21 protein-coding genes and 1 tRNA gene are annotated in these 17,645 nt (G+C 67.3%); 9 read left to right on the forward strand and 13 right to left on the reverse strand.

Annotation, left to right across the window (positions count from 1 at the left end; translation table 11 throughout):
* Window positions 1-26: 26 nt before the first annotated feature.
* From SGRAN_RS12095 to SGRAN_RS12110, 4 genes are all read right to left on the reverse strand, one after another.
* The gene (locus SGRAN_RS12095) at window positions 27-659 is read right to left on the reverse strand and encodes a hypothetical protein (protein WP_067183968.1); all 633 of its coding nucleotides are present in this window, start codon (window positions 657-659) and stop codon (window positions 27-29) included.
* Between the two features lie 111 nt (window positions 660-770).
* Window positions 771-2,192 (reverse strand): pyruvate dehydrogenase complex E1 component subunit beta, encoded by a 1,422-nt coding sequence (locus SGRAN_RS12100; protein WP_067183971.1) that lies wholly within the window; start codon window positions 2,190-2,192, stop codon window positions 771-773.
* Between the two features lies 1 nt (window position 2,193).
* Window positions 2,194-3,264, reverse strand: coding sequence for a pyruvate dehydrogenase (acetyl-transferring) E1 component subunit alpha (gene pdhA / locus SGRAN_RS12105; protein WP_067183972.1), 1,071 nt, complete (start codon window positions 3,262-3,264; stop codon window positions 2,194-2,196).
* A 137-nt stretch (window positions 3,265-3,401) separates the two neighbouring features.
* Complete coding sequence (locus SGRAN_RS12110) at window positions 3,402-3,728, reverse strand: FtsB family cell division protein (RefSeq protein ID WP_067107690.1); 327 nt, start codon at window positions 3,726-3,728, stop codon at window positions 3,402-3,404.
* A 124-nt stretch (window positions 3,729-3,852) separates the two neighbouring features.
* On the opposite strand from SGRAN_RS12110, the gene SGRAN_RS12115 reads away from it, so the two are divergent.
* The gene (locus SGRAN_RS12115; protein WP_067183975.1) at window positions 3,853-4,611 is read left to right on the forward strand and encodes a class I SAM-dependent methyltransferase; all 759 of its coding nucleotides are present in this window, start codon (window positions 3,853-3,855) and stop codon (window positions 4,609-4,611) included.
* A gap of 1 nt (window position 4,612) precedes the next feature.
* On the opposite strand, the gene eno is transcribed toward SGRAN_RS12115, so the two are convergent.
* Complete coding sequence (eno, locus tag SGRAN_RS12120; protein ID WP_067183976.1) at window positions 4,613-5,887, reverse strand: phosphopyruvate hydratase; 1,275 nt, start codon at window positions 5,885-5,887, stop codon at window positions 4,613-4,615.
* Between the two features lie 216 nt (window positions 5,888-6,103).
* Here eno and SGRAN_RS12125 point away from each other — a divergent pair, with 216 nt between their 5' ends.
* From SGRAN_RS12125 to pyrF, 6 genes are all read left to right on the forward strand, one after another.
* Window positions 6,104-6,646: a hypothetical protein gene (locus SGRAN_RS12125; protein WP_067187064.1), complete on the forward strand. Its 543-nt coding sequence runs from the start codon at window positions 6,104-6,106 to the stop codon at window positions 6,644-6,646.
* Between the two features lie 6 nt (window positions 6,647-6,652).
* Complete coding sequence (locus SGRAN_RS12130; protein ID WP_067183979.1) at window positions 6,653-7,105, forward strand: phage holin family protein; 453 nt, start codon at window positions 6,653-6,655, stop codon at window positions 7,103-7,105.
* A complete protein-coding gene (locus SGRAN_RS12135) occupies window positions 7,105-7,491 on the forward strand; it encodes a hypothetical protein (RefSeq protein WP_067183981.1) in 387 nt (128 codons plus the stop codon). Before SGRAN_RS12130 ends, SGRAN_RS12135 begins: the two co-directional genes overlap by 1 nt.
* Window positions 7,475-7,828: a hypothetical protein gene (locus SGRAN_RS12140; protein ID WP_067183983.1), complete on the forward strand. Its 354-nt coding sequence runs from the start codon at window positions 7,475-7,477 to the stop codon at window positions 7,826-7,828. The genes SGRAN_RS12135 and SGRAN_RS12140 overlap by 17 nt, the downstream gene beginning before the upstream one ends.
* Window positions 7,829-7,985: 157 nt before the next feature.
* Window positions 7,986-8,204, forward strand: a complete 219-nt coding sequence (locus SGRAN_RS12145; RefSeq protein WP_067107700.1) for a DUF4170 domain-containing protein — start codon at window positions 7,986-7,988, stop codon at window positions 8,202-8,204.
* Between the two features lie 133 nt (window positions 8,205-8,337).
* On the forward strand, window positions 8,338-9,216 hold the full coding sequence (gene pyrF, locus SGRAN_RS12150; protein ID WP_067183985.1) for an orotidine-5'-phosphate decarboxylase: 879 nt from the start codon (window positions 8,338-8,340) through the stop codon (window positions 9,214-9,216).
* Between the two features lie 3 nt (window positions 9,217-9,219).
* Here the strand turns inward: pyrF and SGRAN_RS12155 are convergent, their stop codons facing one another.
* The 3 genes from SGRAN_RS12155 to SGRAN_RS12165 form a co-directional block, all read right to left on the reverse strand.
* Window positions 9,220-9,498: an ETC complex I subunit gene (locus SGRAN_RS12155; protein ID WP_067183988.1), complete on the reverse strand. Its 279-nt coding sequence runs from the start codon at window positions 9,496-9,498 to the stop codon at window positions 9,220-9,222.
* A 71-nt stretch (window positions 9,499-9,569) separates the two neighbouring features.
* The gene (hrpB, locus tag SGRAN_RS12160) at window positions 9,570-12,044 is read right to left on the reverse strand and encodes an ATP-dependent helicase HrpB (RefSeq protein WP_067183990.1); all 2,475 of its coding nucleotides are present in this window, start codon (window positions 12,042-12,044) and stop codon (window positions 9,570-9,572) included.
* 7 nt (window positions 12,045-12,051) lie between these two features.
* Window positions 12,052-13,065 carry a polyprenyl synthetase family protein gene (locus SGRAN_RS12165; RefSeq protein WP_067107808.1) on the reverse strand — a complete coding sequence of 338 codons (1,014 nt, stop codon included), beginning with the start codon at window positions 13,063-13,065 and terminating at the stop codon, window positions 12,052-12,054.
* Between the two features lie 104 nt (window positions 13,066-13,169).
* On the opposite strand from SGRAN_RS12165, the gene SGRAN_RS12170 reads away from it, so the two are divergent.
* Together SGRAN_RS12170 and SGRAN_RS12175 are read left to right on the forward strand one after the other, a co-directional pair.
* Window positions 13,170-13,457: a chorismate mutase gene (locus SGRAN_RS12170; protein ID WP_067107705.1), complete on the forward strand. Its 288-nt coding sequence runs from the start codon at window positions 13,170-13,172 to the stop codon at window positions 13,455-13,457.
* Entirely contained in the window at window positions 13,454-14,149 is a 696-nt protein-coding gene (locus tag SGRAN_RS12175; protein WP_067183993.1) for a glutathione S-transferase N-terminal domain-containing protein, read from the forward strand. The genes SGRAN_RS12170 and SGRAN_RS12175 overlap by 4 nt, the downstream gene beginning before the upstream one ends.
* Window positions 14,150-14,418: 269 nt before the next feature.
* On the opposite strand, the gene SGRAN_RS12180 is transcribed toward SGRAN_RS12175, so the two are convergent.
* The 5 genes from SGRAN_RS12180 to SGRAN_RS12200 all read right to left on the reverse strand — a co-directional run bounded on the left by SGRAN_RS12180 (window position 14,419) and on the right by SGRAN_RS12200 (window position 17,513).
* Window positions 14,419-15,822 (reverse strand): sensor histidine kinase, encoded by a 1,404-nt coding sequence (locus tag SGRAN_RS12180; RefSeq protein ID WP_082737229.1) that lies wholly within the window; start codon window positions 15,820-15,822, stop codon window positions 14,419-14,421.
* Between the two features lie 10 nt (window positions 15,823-15,832).
* Window positions 15,833-16,498: a response regulator transcription factor gene (locus SGRAN_RS12185; RefSeq protein ID WP_067183996.1), complete on the reverse strand. Its 666-nt coding sequence runs from the start codon at window positions 16,496-16,498 to the stop codon at window positions 15,833-15,835.
* Between the two features lie 118 nt (window positions 16,499-16,616).
* Window positions 16,617-16,925: a hypothetical protein gene (locus SGRAN_RS12190; protein ID WP_067183997.1), complete on the reverse strand. Its 309-nt coding sequence runs from the start codon at window positions 16,923-16,925 to the stop codon at window positions 16,617-16,619.
* A gap of 88 nt (window positions 16,926-17,013) precedes the next feature.
* Window positions 17,014-17,088, reverse strand: a tRNA-Val gene (locus SGRAN_RS12195).
* 152 nt (window positions 17,089-17,240) lie between these two features.
* Window positions 17,241-17,513, reverse strand: coding sequence for an HU family DNA-binding protein (locus tag SGRAN_RS12200; RefSeq protein ID WP_067107716.1), 273 nt, complete (start codon window positions 17,511-17,513; stop codon window positions 17,241-17,243).
* Window positions 17,514-17,645: the final 132 nt, after the last annotated feature.

Genomic DNA, 17,645 nt, shown 5'->3' on the forward strand with positions numbered 1-17,645 from the left:
TTTCCACCCCCGCCGCCGCACTTTCGTCAGCGGCCCAGAAGCCCGATCCGGAAAAGCAGCAGTTCCTCGCGGCGCCAGCGGCGCTCGCCCCCATGCGCAGCGATCGCCCCGGCCCAGCGGTCGAGCATCAGCAGCGCGCGATGACCGACGGCGGCCCGCGACGGCCGCGGACGGTCGCGGGCATCGGCGAACAGCCGGTGCGCCGCCTCCGCTTCGCCCTGCAATGTTGCTGCCCAGACGAGGCCCCAGCGCTCACCGCCGCCGCCGCCCGACAGGGCGAAAAGCGCCGTGCCGAAGTCACATGCGGCCGCGCTCCGTACCGCGCCATCGTCGGCGAGCAACAGCGCCTCGGCGGCATCGGGAAGCGCGCCAAGCCCGGCCTTCCCCGCCCAGTCCGTCTGCAGCTCGGCGAGCAACGGCTCGCCCTTCGGCAGCGCGGTCGGGTCGTTTTCGAGCGTCGCCATCATGTCGCGCCACCAGGCGAGCTTGATCTGCGCGATCAGCGGCTCGCGCGCATCGCGGACCAGCTTGCCCAGCCGCTCGGCCAGCGCCCACAGCGCCGTCATCGCGGCGCGGCGGTCGCGCGGCACGGCGACCATGACGCGCGGATCGCGCAGGTCGGGGTAGAGGCTTACCTCGGATTCGTCGTCGCCGGTCATGTGCGGCGCGCTATCATTTCAAAGCCGTCATTGCGACCTCGACACACTCATCGCCTGCCGCCCGACCGTCGCCCCGCCTTCGCGCGGACGACGGTCATGGCAAGGATGCGGTCAACCGCGGTTGCACACAGCCTTCACCGCCGCGATCACGCGCGGCGTGTCGACCAGCGCCGCCTTTTCGAGATTGGCGGCGTAGGGCAGCGGCACATCCTCGTCGGTCACACGCATCACGGGCGCATCGAGGTCGTCGAAGCCCTGCTCCATCGCGACCATCGCCAGTTCGCTGGCGATCGAGCAGGTCGGCCAGCCTTCCTCGACGATGACCATGCGGTTCGTCTTCTTCAGGCTGGCGAGCACCGTCGCGGTGTCGAGCGGGCGCAGCGTGCGCAGGTCGATGACCTCTGCGTCGATGCCCTCGCCCGCCAGCGCCTCGGCCGCCTCGAGCGCGAGCCCGACGCCGATCGAATAGCTGACGATGGTAACGTCGCTGCCTTCGCGCATGATCCGCGCCTTGCCGATCGGCAGCACATAATCCTCGACATCGGGAATCTCGAAACTGCGGCCATAGAGCAGCTCGTTCTCGAGGAAGACCACCGGGTCCTCGCTGCGGATCGCGGCCTTGAGCAGCCCCTTGGCATCGGCCGCGTCATAGGGCGCGATCACGATCAGGCCGGGGACGCTCGCATACCACGGAGCGTAATTCTGGCTGTGCTGCGCCGCGACGCGCGATGCGGCGCCGTTGGGGCCGCGGAACACGATCGGGCAGCGCATCTGTCCGCCCGACATGTAATTGGTCTTTGCCGCCGAGTTGATGATGTGGTCGATCGCCTGCATCGCGAAGTTAAAAGTCATGAACTCGATGATCGGACGCAGCCCGCCCATCGCCGCGCCGGTGCCCAGCCCGGCAAAGCCGTATTCGGTGATCGGCGTATCGACGACGCGCCGCGCCCCGAACTCGTCGAGCAGCCCCTGCGTGACCTTGTAGGCGCCCTGATATTCGGCGACCTCCTCGCCCATCACGAAGATGCGGTCGTCGGCGCGCATTTCCTCCGCCATAGCATCGCGCAGCGCCTCGCGGACGGTGAGCTTGACCATCGCGGTGCCGGCGGGAATGTCGGGGTCCGCGACCTGCGCCTTCGCCTTGACGGCAAGCTGATCGGTGCCCGATTCGGCCTTCTTCGGCGCTTCCTCGCTCTCGCTCTCGCTCTCGCTCTTCGCCTCGGCGGCCGTCGGCGCCTGTTCCGCGGGGGCGGGGGCGGGGGCAGGCGCAGTTGCTGGAGCGGCCTCCTCCCCCTCGCCCGCGATCAGCGCGATCACCGTGCCGACCTTCACATTGTCGGTGCCTTCGGGGATCAGGATCTGCGCGACCGTGCCTTCGTCGACCGCTTCATATTCCATCGTCGCCTTGTCGGTTTCGATCTCGGCGAGAATGTCGCCCGACTTCACCTCGTCGCCTTCCTTGACGAGCCATTTGGCGAGCGTGCCTTCTTCCATCGTCGGCGACAGCGCCGGCATCTTCAGTTCGATCGCCATCTCAATATTGCTCCACCAGCACATCGGTATAAAGGTCGGAAAGCTCCGGTTCCGGCGCGCTTTCGGCGAAGTCTGCGGCCTCGTTCACGACCTGGCGGATTTCCTTGTCGATCTCCTTGATCTTTTCCTCGCCGATCCCGGCATCGAGCATCAGCTTTTTCAGCCCCTCGATCGCGTCCGACTTGTCGCGCACCGCCTGCACCTCTTCGCGGCTGCGATATTTGGCGGGGTCGGACATCGAGTGGCCGCGATAGCGATAGGTCTTGAGTTCGAGCAGGATCGGTCCCTTACCCGCGCGCACCCATTCGAGCGCCGCCTCGGCCGCGCCGCGCACCGCGAGCACGTCCATGCCGTCGATCTGCATGCCGGGAATGCGGAAGCTCTCGCCGCGGCGATAGAGCTGGTCCTCGGCCGACGAGCGGTTGACCGACGTGCCCATCGCATACTGGTTGTTCTCGATCACGAAGATGATCGGCAGCTTCCACAGCTCGGCCATGTTGAAGCTTTCGTACACCTGACCCTGGTTCGCGGCGCCGTCGCCGAAATAGGCCATGGCGACGCCGCCGTCGCCGCGATATTTGTGCGCGAAGGCAAGACCGGTGCCGAGCGCGACCTGCGCGCCGACGATGCCATGACCGCCATAGAATTTATGCTCGACGCTGAACATGTGCATCGAGCCGCCCTTGCCGCGTGAAATGCCGGCGGCGCGGCCGGTCAGTTCGGCCATGATCACCTTGGGATCGATGCCATAGGCAAGCATGTGGCCATGGTCGCGATAGCCGGTGATGACGCTGTCCTTGTCGCCGTCGAGCGCCGATTGCAGGCCAACCGCGACGGCCTCCTGCCCGATATAGAGGTGACAGAAGCCGCCGATCAGGCCGAGGCCGTAGAGCTGGCCGGCCTTCTCCTCGAAACGCCGGATGAGCAGCATCTCGCGATAGAATGTCTCGAGTTCCTCCGGTGTCGCCTTATAGGGAGCAGGATCGCGCGGTGTTTCGCGGTTGGACGTGGGGGCTGGGGTGGATGCAGTTTTTTTTGGCGCGGCAGTCTTGCGCGCAGGTGCTTTGGCCAAGGCGGTTTCCTTTGCGTTTAGCCGTTACGGCAAGGCCTCCTATAGGACTGCCCAGCCATGATTGGCAACGCCCGCTTCGGGCCGCCCGATATGCCTTTCCGGGTTTCTCCGTCCGTCGGGACGTCTAGGTCTGTGACCTAGGGCTTTTCCGATCCGTCCATCGGAATGATCACCTCGTCCTGGTGATTGACGCCCAGCTTCTCGCGCACATATTCGTCCGCCAGATCGGGGTCGACGCGCCGCCGGTCGAGCAGGTTGACGCGGTTCTGCAGTTCGTTCTGCTTCTTGGCCAGTTCGCTCAGCACGACGCGCTTCTTCTCGACCGACTGGCTGTAATCGCCCCATGCGTAGAGCCCGGTCGGACCGAAGATGATATAGCCGATCATCGCCAGCACCGCGATCAGCGCCACCGCGGGACCGACGGCTCGGCTCATCGACTTGCGGAATTTGTGGCGCTGCGTCATTCGGGCGTTGAATCACAAGTGATTCCAGACGTCAAGCGGCATGATGCGATCCCCCTCCGCCTTCGGACGAAACAGGCGGGCACGGAACTTGCGCGGGGCAAAAGCCTGTGGGAAGACGCCCGGAATGAGCAGCCATCACGATGATCGCGTCCGCGAACAGTTCGGCCCGACCGCCCGGTCCTATGTCACCAGCGCCGTGCATGCGACGGGGGACGATCTTGCGCGGATCGCCGCGCGCGCCGCGGCGTTGCGGCCGCGGCGGGCGCTCGACCTCGGTTGCGGCGGAGGCCATGTCGCCTATGCGATCGCGCCGCACGCGGGTGCCGTCACGGCGTGCGACCTGTCGTCCGACATGCTCGCGGCGGTCGAGGCCGAAGCCGCGCGGCGGCAGATCGGCAATATCGAGACGATCGTCGCTTCGGCCGAAGCCCTCCCCTTTCCCGACGGCGGCTTCGACTTCCTCGCCTGCCGCTTTTCGGTCCACCACTGGCGCGACACCGAGGCGGGGCTGCGCGAAGCGCGACGCGTGCTGGCGCGCGGGGCCCCGGCCCTGTTCATCGATATCGTGTCCCCCGGCGAAGCCGCTCGCGACACGCACCTTCAGTCGGTCGAGCTATTGCGCGATACGTCGCATGTCCGCGATTATTCCCAGGCCGAATGGACCGCGATGCTGGCGCGCGCCGGCTTCTCGGTCGGCGCCGTCGTCACGGCGCGGCTGCGAATGGATTTCGCCGACTGGACCGCGCGCATGCGAACGCCGTCCGTCCAGGTCGAAGCGATCCGCGCGTTGCAGGCGGCGACGAGCGATACGGTCGCGCGCCATTATGCGATCGAGGCCGACGGCTCCTTCACGATCGACATGGCACTGTTCGAAGCGGCGTAGCTCAACCGAAGATCGACGCACCCGGATAGCGCGCCATATCGCCCAGTTCCTCCTCGATGCGGATGAGCTGGTTGTATTTGGCGAGCCGGTCGGACCGCGCGAGGCTGCCGGTCTTGATCTGGCCGCAGTTGGTCGCGACCGCGAGGTCGGCGATCGTCGAATCCTCGGTCTCGCCCGAACGGTGCGACATCACCGCCGTGTAACGCGCGCGATGCGCCATATCGACCGCGTCGAGCGTCTCCGACAGCGTGCCGATCTGGTTGACCTTGACGAGCAGCGAATTGGCGAGCCCGCCCTTGATCCCCTCTTCGAGACGCGCCGGGTTGGTGACGAACAGGTCGTCGCCGACAAGCTGGCACCGGTCGCCGATCAGGTCGGTCAGCGCCTTCCATCCGGTGAAATCATCCTCGCTCATCCCGTCCTCGATCGACTTGATCGGATAATCCCTGACCAGCGCGGCGAGATAATCGGCCATCTGTTCGGGGGTCAGCGACAGGCTTTCGCCGCTGATCTCATATTTGCCGCCCTTGAAGAATTCGGTCGCGGCGCAATCGAGCGCCAGCACGACGTCGCTGCCCAGCTTGAACCCGGCCTGCTCGACCGACGCGGCGATGAAGTCGAGCGCGTCGCGCGTCGAGGCGAGGTTCGGGGCAAAGCCGCCCTCGTCGCCGACTGCGGTCGCGAGCCCCTTTTGCGCGAGCCCCTTCTTCAGCGTGTGGAAGATTTCGCTGCCCCAGCGCACGGCATCGGCGATGCTGCCCGCACCGACCGGCATGATCATGAATTCCTGCACGTCGATCGGATTGTCGGCATGCTCGCCGCCGTTGATGATGTTCATCATCGGCACCGGCAGGGTACGCGCCGACACGCCGCTGACATAGCGGTAGAGCGGCAGGCCGCGCGCATCGGCCGCGGCCTTCGCGGCGGCCAGGCTGACGCCCAGGATCGCATTGGCGCCGAGGCGGCCCTTGTTGGGCGTGCCGTCGAGGTCGATCATCGCCATGTCGAGGTCGCGCTGATCCTCGGCCTCCATGCCGATCAGCGCCTCGGCGATCTCGCCGTTCACCGCCGCGACGGCCTTGGTCACGCCCTTGCCCAGATAGCGCGCCTTGTCGCCGTCGCGCAGTTCGACCGCCTCGTGCGCGCCGGTCGAGGCGCCCGAGGGCACCGCGGCGCGACCGAAGCTGCCGTCCTCCAGCAGCACATCGACTTCGACGGTGGGATTGCCGCGGCTGTCGAGGATTTCGCGGCCGTGGATGTCGATGATCGCGGTCATGGGTCGGGTCCTGTTGAAAAGGCCATCGCTGGCCGGATGAGGAAGGCGCCCGCCTGTTATCGACGCCGCGCCGGCAAGGCAACCGGTGCCGCGGGAATTTTCGCGGGAAATTCGCGGCGCTATGGAACCATTCGGCGCGCCTTGCTATATAATGGGGACAGGATCATCGACGGCACGGCAGGCGTGGCGTTCGACACAGATGAAGAGGATGACGTGATGGCCAAAGCCGCTACTCCCGCGACGAAAAAGGCTGCTCCCCGCGCCAAGGCACCGGCAAAGGCCGGTGCGACCAAGGCTGCCCCGGCTCGCAATCCCGCGACCGTGAAGGCGGCGAAGGACCATCCGATCCGCGATCAGCTTGCCGCGACGCGCGACACGATCAAGACCGAAGCCGGCAAGAAGGCCGCCTCGCTGAAGGACGAAGCGACGACGCTCGCCAACCAGGCATCGACGAAGGCCCGCGACGCGGCAGCCAAGGGCAAGGACAAGGCCGCCGAAGCCGTCGGCAACCTCGCCAAGATGCTCGAGGACAGCGCCGGTACCGTCGACAGCAAGTTCGGCAAGCAATATGGCGACTATGCTCGCTCGGCCGCCTCGACCGTCGCGGGCCTCGCCTCGACGCTCGACCAGAAGGATCTCGACGAACTCGCCGCTTCGACGCGCGATTTCGTCAAGAAGAGCCCGGCGGTCGCTGTCGGCGCCGCGGCGGTGATCGGTTTCGTTCTCGCCCGGATGCTGAAGGGCTCGAACAACGGCTGATCTGTCTTGCCGCCGCACGATCCCGACACGCCGCCCGCCTCCGATAGGCGCGCCTTCGATGGCGTAAGCCACGGTTACGCGCCCAACGGTCCCGCCGCGCCGCCGCCACCGGTGCCGCTCGAGGACATCGTCCGCGATGTCGTCGACAATCTGTCGACGACCGCCAGAGCGGAACTGGCGCTGCTCGAAGCACGCGGCGCGCTCGCCGGACACGGAATCAAATGGGCGTCGGCCTGGGGTTTCGTCGCCGCCTGCGCGCTGCTCGTGGCGATGCTGGCGGTGGCGTTCGGCGCGATCCTGGTCCTCGCACCGCACGTCGGGCCGTTGCTCGCGACGCTGATCGTCTTTGCGTCGCTGATCGCGCTTGCGGGCTTCGCCGGGTGGCGCGCAAAGATCAGCGTCGGCGATGTCAGGACGGCGCTGCGCCGCGACCTGATGCACGAGGGAGACGACGACTGATGCCCGCATCGCGCAACCGCCTGATCAACGCCGCGCGCCGGTCGATGATGCAGCGCGCGCAACTGCGCCGCAAACTGGACGTGGCGCAGCAGGCCTTCAAACCGCAGGCGCTCGTCGATCGCGGCAAATATCGCCTGAGCGCGGCGGTCGACGACACCGCGCACGCGGTCCGCAAGCAGTTTCGCGACAACCGCCTGCCGATCACGCTGGCCGCCGTCGCCGGGCTCGCATGGATGTTTCGCGAACCGATCAGAACGCACGCCCCCACGGTCGGGCGCAAGGCACGCGATCTCGCGAACGCGCTCGCCGAACGACTGCGCCCCGCCGACACGGCTACGGACGAAAGTGCACAGACGATGGAGAATGACGATGAAGCCCTTCGGTGAGACCGCCCGTGACGCGCAGGCGAAAGCGAATGAACTTGCGGAGAAAACCGCCGAAAATGCCCGCGCAACCGCCGAGGCGGCTAAGGCGCGCATCCAGGAAGGCTATGGCCGCGCCCGCGCGGCGACGAGCGATCTCGCGACCAAAGGCCGCGAACAGGCCGACGCGGCACGCGAGGTCGCTGAGCAAGCCTATGAGAAGGGCAAGGCCCAGGCGAAGCGTGCGGGCGGCAAGCTCAAGACCGTGGCCGAGGAACAGCCGCTTGCCCTGCTCGCCGGCGCCGCGGCGGTGGGGGCCCTGCTCGGCTCACTGCTGCCGAAGCGCGGGGATTCCGAATAGGCCGTCGCCCGCGCTGAACCGGGCGCGCTAAGCCAGGAGCGCCGAAGCTGGTCCACCGTGGCCTGCTGCGACCATGGCGGCCCCTTGCCGTAACGGCGCGGGGCTGTTAGGGGCGCGCCCTTCCCTCCCCAGCGCTGCACGCCAAGGAATATAGACAATGAGCAAGCTGCACCTCGTCTTCGGTGGTCGCGTCAGCGATCCCCAGGGCCTCGATTTCGTCGACCTGAACAACCTCGACATCGTCGGCCTGTTCCCCGACTACAAGGCCGCCGAAAAGGCATGGCGCGCCGCCGCGCAGCGCACCGTCGACGACGCTGAGATGAAATATGTCGTCGTCCACCTGCACAAACTGCTGCAGCCCGACGCCGACGCCTGATCCGTCGTTCCGCCGCAAGCCGCGATCACTCGTTTCCTTTCCCACATCCGCCGTCTGCTCCGTCCACGCTAATCGTTTGCGGATTCGGCGACGAAGTGGCAGATGACCGGCGCTGGATCGGTGGGAACGGGATATGCACTGGGGCGACACCGTAAAATCGAAGATCGAAACGGTCGGCTCCCTCGTTCTGGGAATCGATCCGGCGCCGGATCATGCACCCTTGTCGCTGTGCGACCGGTCCGATCTGTTCCTGGAACGATACGTCAAGGCCCTTCTCGACGGCGCGGAAGGCAAGGTCGGCTTCGTCAAATTCCAGTCGGCCTATTTCGAGGCATTCGGCAGCGGCGGGATGGCCAGCCTCGCACGATGCATCGCGATCGCGCGCGAACGTAGGATGGCGGTGATCCTCGATGCGAAGCGCGGAGATATCGGATCGACCGCCGATGCTTACGCGCGCGCCTATCTGGTGCCGGGCGGTTCGGACCTTGAAGTCGACTGCCTGACGGTCAATCCGTTCCTGGGGCCGGAAACGCTCAAGCCCTTCGTCGATTGCGCCCGCGATTACGGCAAGGGGCTCTTCATTCTCGTCAAGACCTCCAATCCCGGATCGGGATGGCTTCAGGACCAAATCGTGGATGGCACTTCGGTATCGGAGCGGGTGGCCGAAGCCGTAGCCGTCTGGGCGGACGAAACCATCGGCGATCATGGGATAGGCGCGGTCGGCGCCGTTGTCGGCGCGACTTATCCGTCGCAGGGGCAACGATTGCGAACTGTCATGCCGCGATCGGTCTTTCTCGCGCCGGGCCTGGGTTTCCAGGGCGGGGACCCGCGCGCGACGTCCGCCCTCGCGACGCCGACCGGGCCCGTGCTCATTTCCGCCTCGCGCGGCGTCGCAGCCGTCGAAGATCGCGAGATGCCGCTCGATGCCTATCGCGCCCTGATCCGAAGCCGCCTTGACGGATTTCGCCAGACCCTCAGCCCCGCCGCGATACCCGCTTCCTTGTCGGGCTGATGGTCAGCGGAAATTGTCGGCGTAGGCCTGAATCTTCAGACGGCGCGTCGGCGTCGGAATGATTTCGACCTCCAGCCCCTCGCGCTCGGCATAGGCGAGCGCCTCGTCGCGGCTCGCAAAGCCCAGGCGAAGCTGACGCTGCGTGTCGCCGCTGCCCGCCCAGCCCATCAGCGGATCGGCCTTGCGCGGTTCGGCGGGGGCGAACTCCAGCATCCAGCGCTGCGTTCCGGCGCGACCGGACTGCATCGCATTCTTGGGCTTCTGGAAAATCCGCGCTTTCATGGTTCGTCCTCAACTGGTGCTGGTGCCGATGCCGCCGCCTTAGCCATTTGCGGCGCGCCCGGAAAGAGGGCTTATCGCGCGTCGCGCCGCGCCTGCGCCGCCTTGGTGAGCAAGGTCGGCCGCGCGCTCGCCGGGTCGTCAGGCCAGCTGTGTTTCGGATAGCGTCCGCGCATCTCGCGCGCCACCTCGTGCCAGCTTCCTTTCCAGAATGAAACGATGTCGCGCGTCGTCTGGATCGGGCGATGCGCCGGCGACGTCAGCGCGAGGACGAGCGGCATCGGCGGATCGCCGACGGTCGGATGGCGCGCGAGGCCGAACATCTCCTGCACCCGCACGCTGACCGTCGGTCCGCCCTCGGCGCCATAGTCGATCGCGTGGCGGCTGCCCGCCGGCGTCGCATAGTCGGCGGGCGCCAGCTTTTCGAGCAACTGCCGTGCCGGCCAATCGAGCAGGCCCGCCAACGCGTCGGCCAGCCGCCGGTCGCCGATGTCGCGCAGCCCCCGGCAATTGCCGAGCAACGGTTCGAGCCAGATGTCGAGGCTGTCGGCAAGCGCGGCCGTCGACAGCGCGTCGAGCCCGGCGAAAGAGGCCCGCTGGCGCAGCGCCTGCGATGCCGGACCCCAGCCGATCAGCCCGAGCCCCTTATCGCGCACCGCGGCAAGCCGCACCGCGCCGTCGTCCTCGGCCCCGGCCTCGCGCGCCGTCCTGCCGCTTGTCAGCACAACCGCGCCCAACCGCCGTTCGCGGCGGTGGTCGACGCGGTCGGTATCGGCGTCGTAGCGGCTCGCCGTCTGCTGAACGATGCGGTCGGCGAAGATCGCCTCGACCTCGGCCGCGTCGATCGCCGCCGCGGCGAGGATGCGCACGCCCGCCGCATGCCCTTGCGCATCGGCTATGGCGAGCCATTCGCTGCCCGCGAGCGGATCGACGGGGTCGATGCGATAGGCCCGCCCGCCGACGCTCAGATATTCGCCGCGCTGGCCGGCGCGCCGGCGCGCGACGCGGTCGGGCCACGCCGTCGCGATCCAGCCGCCGATCGAGCGCGTTTCGCTCGATCCGGATGGCTCCGCCAATCGCTCGCCCAGCGCGGCAAGGCGCCGGGCCAGACGTATCGCGCCCTCGGCGCGGTCGCCCTTCATCGCCTTCCAGCGGCCGAGCCGCGCCTCGATATCGACGCCGCGACCGCCAAGCCCCGGCTCGGTGAGCAACACCGCGAGCCGCGCCGCGAGACCGGCCTCACCCGCCCCCGCCGCGTCGAGCAGCATGTGCGCAAGCGGCACCGGCAGCGGCACGGCCGCGAGCGCCTGGCCATGCGGCGTGATCCGCCCGTCGTCGCCGAGCGCGCCGATCGCCTGCAATCGCCCTTTGGCCTCGGCGACCGCGGCCGGCGACGGCGGATCGAGCCAGCCGAGCTGCCGCGGATCGACGATGCCCCAGCTCGCGCAATCGAGCACGACCGGCATCAGGTCGTTCTCGTGGATCTCGGGCGGGTCGAACGGCGGCATACCCGCGGTCGCCGCCGCTTCCCACAATCGATAGGCAACCCCCGGCGCCTGACGCGCCGCGCGCCCCGCACGCTGGGTCGCCGATGCCTGGCTTGCTCGTTCGGTGACGAGCCGCGCGATCCCCGCCGCCTTGTCGAAACGCGGGCGGCGCGACAAGCCGGCGTCGATGACGATGCGCACGCCGTCGATGGTCAGGCTGGTCTCCGCGATGCTCGTCGCGAGGATCAGCTTGCGCGCGCCATCGGGGTCGCGCACCAGCGCCTTGCGCTGCTGCGCCGGGTCGACCTGCCCATGGAGGCGATGGACGACGAGAGGCAGGCCGGCCGCCTCGACCGCCGCCGCGGCGCGCTCGATGTCGGCAGCGCCGGGCAGGAAGGCGAGCATGTCGCCCTCCGGTTCGTCGGCCATCGCCTGCCGCACCGTCGCCAGCAGCGATGCTTCGAGCCGATCCTCGGCACGGCGGCCGACATGCCGCAGGTCGAGCGGCCAGCTTTTCCCCTCGCTCCGGATCACCGCCGCGTCGCCGAGCAGGGCGCTAAAGCGTGCGCCATCGAGCGTCGCCGACATGGCGACGAGACGCAGGTCGTCGCGCAGCCCCTGTTGCGCGTCGATGGCCAGCGCGAGCGCGAAATCGCCGTCGAGGCTGCGTTCGTGGACCTCGTCGAACAGCACCGCCGACACGCCCTGAAGCTCCGGGTCGGCGAGGATGCGATTGCGGAACAGGCCGGGGGTCATCACCAGCAGCCGCGTCGCGGGCGACTGGCGGCTGTCGAGCCGCGTCGCATAGCCGACGAGCCCACCGACCGCGGCGCCCATTTCCTCGGCGATCCGTTCGGCCGCGGCGCGCGCCGCGAGCCGGCGCGGCGAAAGCAGCCATATCGCGCCCTTGCACCACGGTTGGTCGAGCAGGGCGGGCGCGACGCGCGTCGTCTTGCCCGCACCGGGCGGCGCGACGACGACAGCATTGGGTTTCAGGGTCAGCGCCGCCAATATGTCGGGCAGCACCGCGTCGATCGGCAGGATCGTCGACCCGCGCGTCATCCCCGGTTCAATAGGCGCGGGCGACCGCGAAGGCGACGGCTTCGGTCAGCGCCGCCTTGGCCCGGCTGGCACGGAAGCCGCCGATCGCATCGACCGCGCGCTGGCCGTAGTGACGCGCCCGCGCCAGCGTGTCGGCAATCGTGTCGTGCTTCAGCAGCAGCGCGGTCGCATGGGCGAGGTCGTCGTCCGAGGTCCGGTGGCCGACGATCGCCTGCTTCCAGAATTCGCGCTCCTCCGCCGTGCCGCGCGCATAGGCGAGGATGACGGGCAGCGTGACCTTGCCATCGCGGAAATCGTCGCCGACCCCCTTCCCCATCGTCGCCTCGTCGGAGACATAGTCGATCGCATCGTCGACAAGCTGGAAGGCGATGCCGAGATTGCGGCCATAGGCGTCGAGCGCCGCCTCGGTCGCCTCGTCGCGCTCGGCGACCACCGCCGCGATCTTGCACGCCGCGGCGAACAGTTCGGCGGTCTTGGCGTTGATGATCTCCAGATACTGGTCCTCGCTCGTCTCGATCCGGCGCTGCGCCGAAAGCTGGTTCACCTCGCCCTCGGCAATCACCGCGGACGCGCGGGAGAGGATCTTCAGCACCTTCAGCGAACCGTCCTCGACCATCACCTCGAAAGCGCGGCTGAACAGGAAATCGCCGACGAGGACCGACGCGCTGTTGCCCCAGATGATGTTCGCGGTCTTGCGGCCGCGGCGCAGGTCCGACCCGTCGACGACATCGTCGTGGAGCAGCGTCGCGGTGTGGATGAACTCGACCGCCGCGGCGAGCTTGCAATGGCGGTGGCCCGGATAATCGAGCAACTTTCCGCACGCCAGCGTCAGCATCGGCCGCATCCGCTTGCCGCCGCCCGCGATCAGATGACCCGCCAGCTCGGGGATCAAGGGCACCTGCGACTGCATGCGGTCGAGGATGACCGCATTCACCTCGTTCATATCGGCAGCGACGAGCGCCATCATCGGGTCGAGCGAGGGCGGCCGGTCGCCGTGGAGCTGGAGGATTTCGGCAGTCATGACGCGGCGAGCCTTGGCCGCGCGATCCCGATTTTGCAACGACTTTCGGCTTGCCAGCCGCCCCCCGCCGGTGCCAAGCGTGCCGGGCACGAGAGGAGCCGCGCATGGACGACCAGTTGAGCCGTTACCGCCAGAGCATCGACAATATCGACGCGGCGCTGATCTATATGCTCGCCGAACGGTTCAAGGTGACGAAGGCGGTGGGCGAGCTGAAGGCACGGATCGACCTGCCGCCTGCCGATCCCGACCGCGAGGCGCGCCAGGTCGAGCGGCTGCGCGGTCTGGCCCGCGAGGCCGACCTCGACCCCGAATTCAGCGAGAAATTCCTCCGCTTCATCATCGACGAAGTGATCCGCCATCACGAACATTTCAAAAGGGAGGCCGGTGCATGACCCTTGATCACCCCATTTTCGCCAAATGGCCGGCGCGCCATCCCGAGCGGCTGCAACTCTTCACCGCGCCGACCCCCAACGGCGTCAAGGCGAGCATCATGCTCGAGGAAACGGGCCTGCCCTATGAGGCGCATCGCATCGACATCATGGCGAACGAAAGCCATGACCCGGCCTTTCTGGCCCTGAACCCCAACGGCAAGATTCCGGCGATCTACGACCCCGATGGACCGGGCGGAAAGCCGCTGGCGCTGTTCGAATCGGGCGCGATCCTGATTTATCTCGCCGACAAGACGGGGATGTTCCTGCCCGCCGATCCGAACGCCCGCTACGAAACGATCCAGTGGGTGATGTGGCAGATGGGCGGTGCCGGCCCGATGTTCGGCCAGCTCGGTTTTTTCCACAAGTTCGCCGGACGCGAATATGAGGACAAGCGTCCGCGCGACCGCTACGCGGCCGAATCCGCGCGGCTGCTCGGGGTGCTCGACGACCGGCTCGATGGACGGACGTGGATCATGGACGAGGGTTACAGCATCGCCGACATCTCGCTGCTCGGCTGGGTGCGCAACCTGATCGGGTTCTACGACGCCGCCGACATCGTCGGGTTCGAGCGGTTCCGCAACGTGCAGGCTTGGCTCGACCGCGGGCTCGCGCGGCCGGCGGTGCAGCGCGGGCTGGAGGTCGGGGCGGCTTAAGCCACAAAAGCCCCGTATGCGCGATTGGGCAGGCGAACGGCGAACGGGTCAAAGAGTCATCGTCATGCCGGCACGGCCGGATAATGCAGGACAGCGGAATTTCGCGCGGGTTCGGTGAGCCGGGAGGTGGAGCGCCCTTCTTACTTTCACCTTGTCGTTCCCGCGAAAGCGGGAAGCCAGGGAAAGGTCAGCTGGCGCATGCTCTGGACCCCCGCTTTCGCGGGGATGACGAAGATGGGGAATGTCCACCGCTCCAGCAACCTGTACCGCTACCCCGCCGGTAGCCGTAGGCGCACGAGCGCGCCGCCCAAATCCTCGCTTTCCTCCAGCGCGACGCTGCCGCCATAGATTTCGGCGACGTCGCGGACGATCGCCAGGCCCAGACCGGTTCCGGGCTTGTTGCTGTCGAGCCTTACGCCGCGGTCGAAGATGCGATCGCGATCGGTCGGCGAAATGCCCGCGCCGTCGTCCTCGATCAATATCTCTGCCATGTTGCCGTCGCGCTGCACCGTGACGAAGACGCTGCCGCCGCCATATTTGGCGGCATTGTCGAGCAGGTTGCCGACCAGTTCGTCGAGGTCCTGGCGCTCGACGCGCGCGACGACATTCCTGTCGCCCGCGGCGTCCAGCCGCACGTCGGGATAGAGCGCGGCGACCGCGCGCGACACGCTGTCGACGCTGGCGAAGACATTGGCGCGCGCCTGCGCCGCGCCGCGCCGACCGACCGCGCGCGCACGCGCCAGATGATGGTCGACCTGCCGCCGCATCGCCGCCGCCTCGCGCCGCACGATCTCGGCAAGGTCGCTCGTCGATCCAGTGGCACTGGTGAGCAGGACGGTCAGCGGCGTCTTGAGCGCATGGGCGAGGTTGCCGGCGTGCAGCCGCGCCTCCTCCGCCTGCTTTTCATTGTGCGCGAGCAGCGCGTTGAGTTCGTCGACCATCGGCTGCACCTCCAGCGGCAGCGGCGCGATGATGCGGCGATTTTCCCCGCCGCGCATCGCCGCGATCGCGCGGCGGATATGGCGCAGCGGCCACAGGCCGTAGAAGGTCTGCAAGCCCGCGAGCACGATCAGGCCGAGGCCGAGCAGCGCCAGGCTGGGGATCAGCGTCGCGCGCACCGCCCGGATCTGAAGGTCGAGCGCCTCGCGCGACTGGGCGATCTGGAAGCGCCAGTTGACCTTGCTGCCGGGCAGCACGACATCGCGTTCGAGCACGCGCAGTTCCTCGTCGGGGAACTGGCGGCTGTCGTAGGTGTGGAGTTGCCGGTCGTCGTGCTTGTCCGACGTGTCGAGGCGACGCTCCCACAGCGAGCGCGACGGATAGGGTTCCTGCCCGCCGCCGCTGATCTGCCAGTAAAGGCCGCTGTATGGTTCGAGGAATCGCTGATCGCCGAGCGGCTCGATCATCCGCACCTCCCCGTCGGGACCGATTTCCGACGAGCGGATCATCGCGATCAGCACATATTCGAGGTTCGAATCGAAATTGCGCGTGATCGCGCCGGTCAGCACCCGGTCGAGCGCGAAGCCGCCGCCGATCAGCAGCAGCGATATCCACAGCGCGGCGATCGCGATCATGCGCCGCGCCAGCGAGCCGGTGATGCGGCTCGTCAGCGCCGGGCGCGATGCGAAATCGTCGCTCGCCGCTTCCGCTTTCGCCGCATCCCCCTCGGTCATCGGCCGACGGTCAATCCCGTGGATCGTCGAGCTGGTATCCGAGGCCGCGGATGGTGGTGATGATGTCGGCGCCCAGCTTCTTGCGGATGCGCGTCACGAAAACCTCGATCGTGTTCGAATCGCGGTCGAAATCCTGATCGTAGATATGCTCGATCAGCTCGGTGCGCGACACCACCTTGCCCTTGTGGTGCAGGAGGTAGGAGAGCAGCTTATATTCCTGCGCGGTCAGCTTCACCGGCTCGCCGCCGAGCGTCACCCGGCCCGAGCGGGTGTCGAGGCGCACCTTGCCCGCGACGAGTTCGCTCGACGCATTGCCTGAGGCACGGCGGATCAGCGCGCGCAGCCGCGCGATCAGTTCCTCGGTCTGGAAAGGCTTGGCGAGATAGTCGTCGGCACCGGCGTCGAGCCCGGCGACCTTGTCCGACCAGCTGTCGCGCGCGGTCAGGACGAGCACGGGGAAATTGCGCTTTTCCTTGCGCCAGCGGTCGAGCACGGTCAGCCCGTCGATCTCCGGCAGGCCGAGGTCGAGGATCGCGGCATCGTAGCTTTCGGTCGAACCCAGGAAATGCCCCTCCTCGCCGTCGGTGGCAAGGTCGACGGCATAGCCGTTCGCTTCGAGCGTCGCCTTGAGCTGCGGCCCGAGCGTGGGTTCGTCTTCAACAATCAGGATCCGCATTCAAAGACCTTTCTGCCGCGGACCGGCACCCGCCGGCCGCCTGGGTTGCGACTGTCTAACAACTCCGAACGATCATCGCAAAATGTCGTTGCACGAAGCGGGATTCAGCGGAAGGAATTCAGGGCTTGCGGCCCACGATGCGGCCGGTGCGCGCGTCGACATAGACGACGACGACCTGGCTGCCGTCCATGAACTTGAGCGCATAGACCATCTGGCTGGCGATGAACTGCGGCCCGCCGAGATAGGTCATTCCATTATAGGGCGGACGCGAGCGCACCTCCGCGATCAGCTTGTTGAGCGGGATCACCTCGCCCTGCGCCGCCGCCTCGCGCAGATGGTCCTGATCGCGGTCGCCGCGCGCGGCCGCGGGGGCGCCCGTCGAAAGCAGGACCGCCGAAGCGAGCGAAAGGATCAGGGCGCGGGTCATGACCGCATCCTGTAAGTCCGACGCATTGAATAGGCGATGAATGACGTGGTCAGCCCCCATATCGCTTCGGGTTCGGCCGTCCGGACCATGGTGGGCGCGGCAAGGATTGAACTTGCGACCCCACCCGTGTGAAGGGTGTGCTCTACCACTGAGCTACGCGCCCGTTCCGGCATGTTGCGGCTGATGCCGCGTCCGAAAGCGGGTCGTCCATAACCGCTGCGGCGATGATTGCAACGGGCTTTTGCACGCACCGCATGCAAATCGGGCCGCGACTTGCGCCGCGGCCCGAGATTTGTTCGCCAAAAGGCGCCTGCCTTAGTTGCAGGCGTCCTTGAGGGCCTTGCCGGCCTTGAACTTCGGCTGGTTCGACGCCGCGATGGTCATCGTCTCGCCGGTGCGCGGGTTGCGGCCGGTCGACGCCTTGCGCTTGCTGACCGAGAACGTCCCGAAGCCGACGAGACGGACTTCGCCGCCCTTCTTCAGCGATGCGGTAATCGCGTCGAAAACGGCCTCGACCGCCTTGCTCGCATCGCCCTTGGTCAGGCCGCTCGAGTCAGCGACGGTGGCGATCAGGTCTTGCTTGTTCATGCCTAAGGAACCCCTGTGAGTGGTTGTAAGTGATTCATGGCCTTGCCATGGCGCGTCACTAACGCCGTTTCACCCCGCCTTGTCAAAGCAAAAAACGGGGAAAAACGCCCCGAATCGGCGTTTTTGCGACGA

The organism is Sphingopyxis granuli, from assembly GCF_001559015.1.
GTDB classification, from domain to species: Bacteria; Pseudomonadota; Alphaproteobacteria; order Sphingomonadales; family Sphingomonadaceae; genus Sphingopyxis; species Sphingopyxis granuli.

What these genes read in the sequence shown, in the direction of transcription:
- SGRAN_RS12155 (WP_067183988.1), bottom strand. Translation starts at nt 9,498, where the DNA reads ATGAAAGCGCGGATTTTCCAGAAGCCCAAGAATGCGATGCAGTCCGGT.
- pyrF (WP_067183985.1), top strand. Translation starts at nt 8,338, where the DNA reads ATGCACTGGGGCGACACCGTAAAATCGAAGATCGAAACGGTCGGCTCC.
- SGRAN_RS12110 (WP_067107690.1), bottom strand. Translation starts at nt 3,728, where the DNA reads ATGACGCAGCGCCACAAATTCCGCAAGTCGATGAGCCGAGCCGTCGGT.
- SGRAN_RS12200 (WP_067107716.1), bottom strand. Translation starts at nt 17,513, where the DNA reads ATGAACAAGCAAGACCTGATCGCCACCGTCGCTGACTCGAGCGGCCTG.
- SGRAN_RS12145 (WP_067107700.1), top strand. Translation starts at nt 7,986, where the DNA reads ATGAGCAAGCTGCACCTCGTCTTCGGTGGTCGCGTCAGCGATCCCCAG.
- SGRAN_RS12100 (WP_067183971.1), bottom strand. Translation starts at nt 2,192, where the DNA reads ATGGCGATCGAACTGAAGATGCCGGCGCTGTCGCCGACGATGGAAGAA.
- SGRAN_RS12115 (WP_067183975.1), top strand. Translation starts at nt 3,853, where the DNA reads ATGAGCAGCCATCACGATGATCGCGTCCGCGAACAGTTCGGCCCGACC.
- SGRAN_RS12175 (WP_067183993.1), top strand. Translation starts at nt 13,454, where the DNA reads ATGACCCTTGATCACCCCATTTTCGCCAAATGGCCGGCGCGCCATCCC.
- hrpB (WP_067183990.1), bottom strand. Translation starts at nt 12,044, where the DNA reads ATGACGCGCGGGTCGACGATCCTGCCGATCGACGCGGTGCTGCCCGAC.
- SGRAN_RS12170 (WP_067107705.1), top strand. Translation starts at nt 13,170, where the DNA reads ATGGACGACCAGTTGAGCCGTTACCGCCAGAGCATCGACAATATCGAC.
- SGRAN_RS12095 (WP_067183968.1), bottom strand. Translation starts at nt 659, where the DNA reads ATGACCGGCGACGACGAATCCGAGGTAAGCCTCTACCCCGACCTGCGC.
- eno (WP_067183976.1), bottom strand. Translation starts at nt 5,887, where the DNA reads ATGACCGCGATCATCGACATCCACGGCCGCGAAATCCTCGACAGCCGC.
- SGRAN_RS12190 (WP_067183997.1), bottom strand. Translation starts at nt 16,925, where the DNA reads ATGACCCGCGCCCTGATCCTTTCGCTCGCTTCGGCGGTCCTGCTTTCG.
- SGRAN_RS12135 (WP_067183981.1), top strand. Translation starts at nt 7,105, where the DNA reads ATGCCCGCATCGCGCAACCGCCTGATCAACGCCGCGCGCCGGTCGATG.
- SGRAN_RS12125 (WP_067187064.1), top strand. Translation starts at nt 6,104, where the DNA reads ATGGCCAAAGCCGCTACTCCCGCGACGAAAAAGGCTGCTCCCCGCGCC.
- SGRAN_RS12165 (WP_067107808.1), bottom strand. Translation starts at nt 13,065, where the DNA reads ATGACTGCCGAAATCCTCCAGCTCCACGGCGACCGGCCGCCCTCGCTC.
- SGRAN_RS12180 (WP_082737229.1), bottom strand. Translation starts at nt 15,822, where the DNA reads ATGACCGAGGGGGATGCGGCGAAAGCGGAAGCGGCGAGCGACGATTTC.
- SGRAN_RS12185 (WP_067183996.1), bottom strand. Translation starts at nt 16,498, where the DNA reads ATGCGGATCCTGATTGTTGAAGACGAACCCACGCTCGGGCCGCAGCTC.
- SGRAN_RS12140 (WP_067183983.1), top strand. Translation starts at nt 7,475, where the DNA reads ATGAAGCCCTTCGGTGAGACCGCCCGTGACGCGCAGGCGAAAGCGAAT.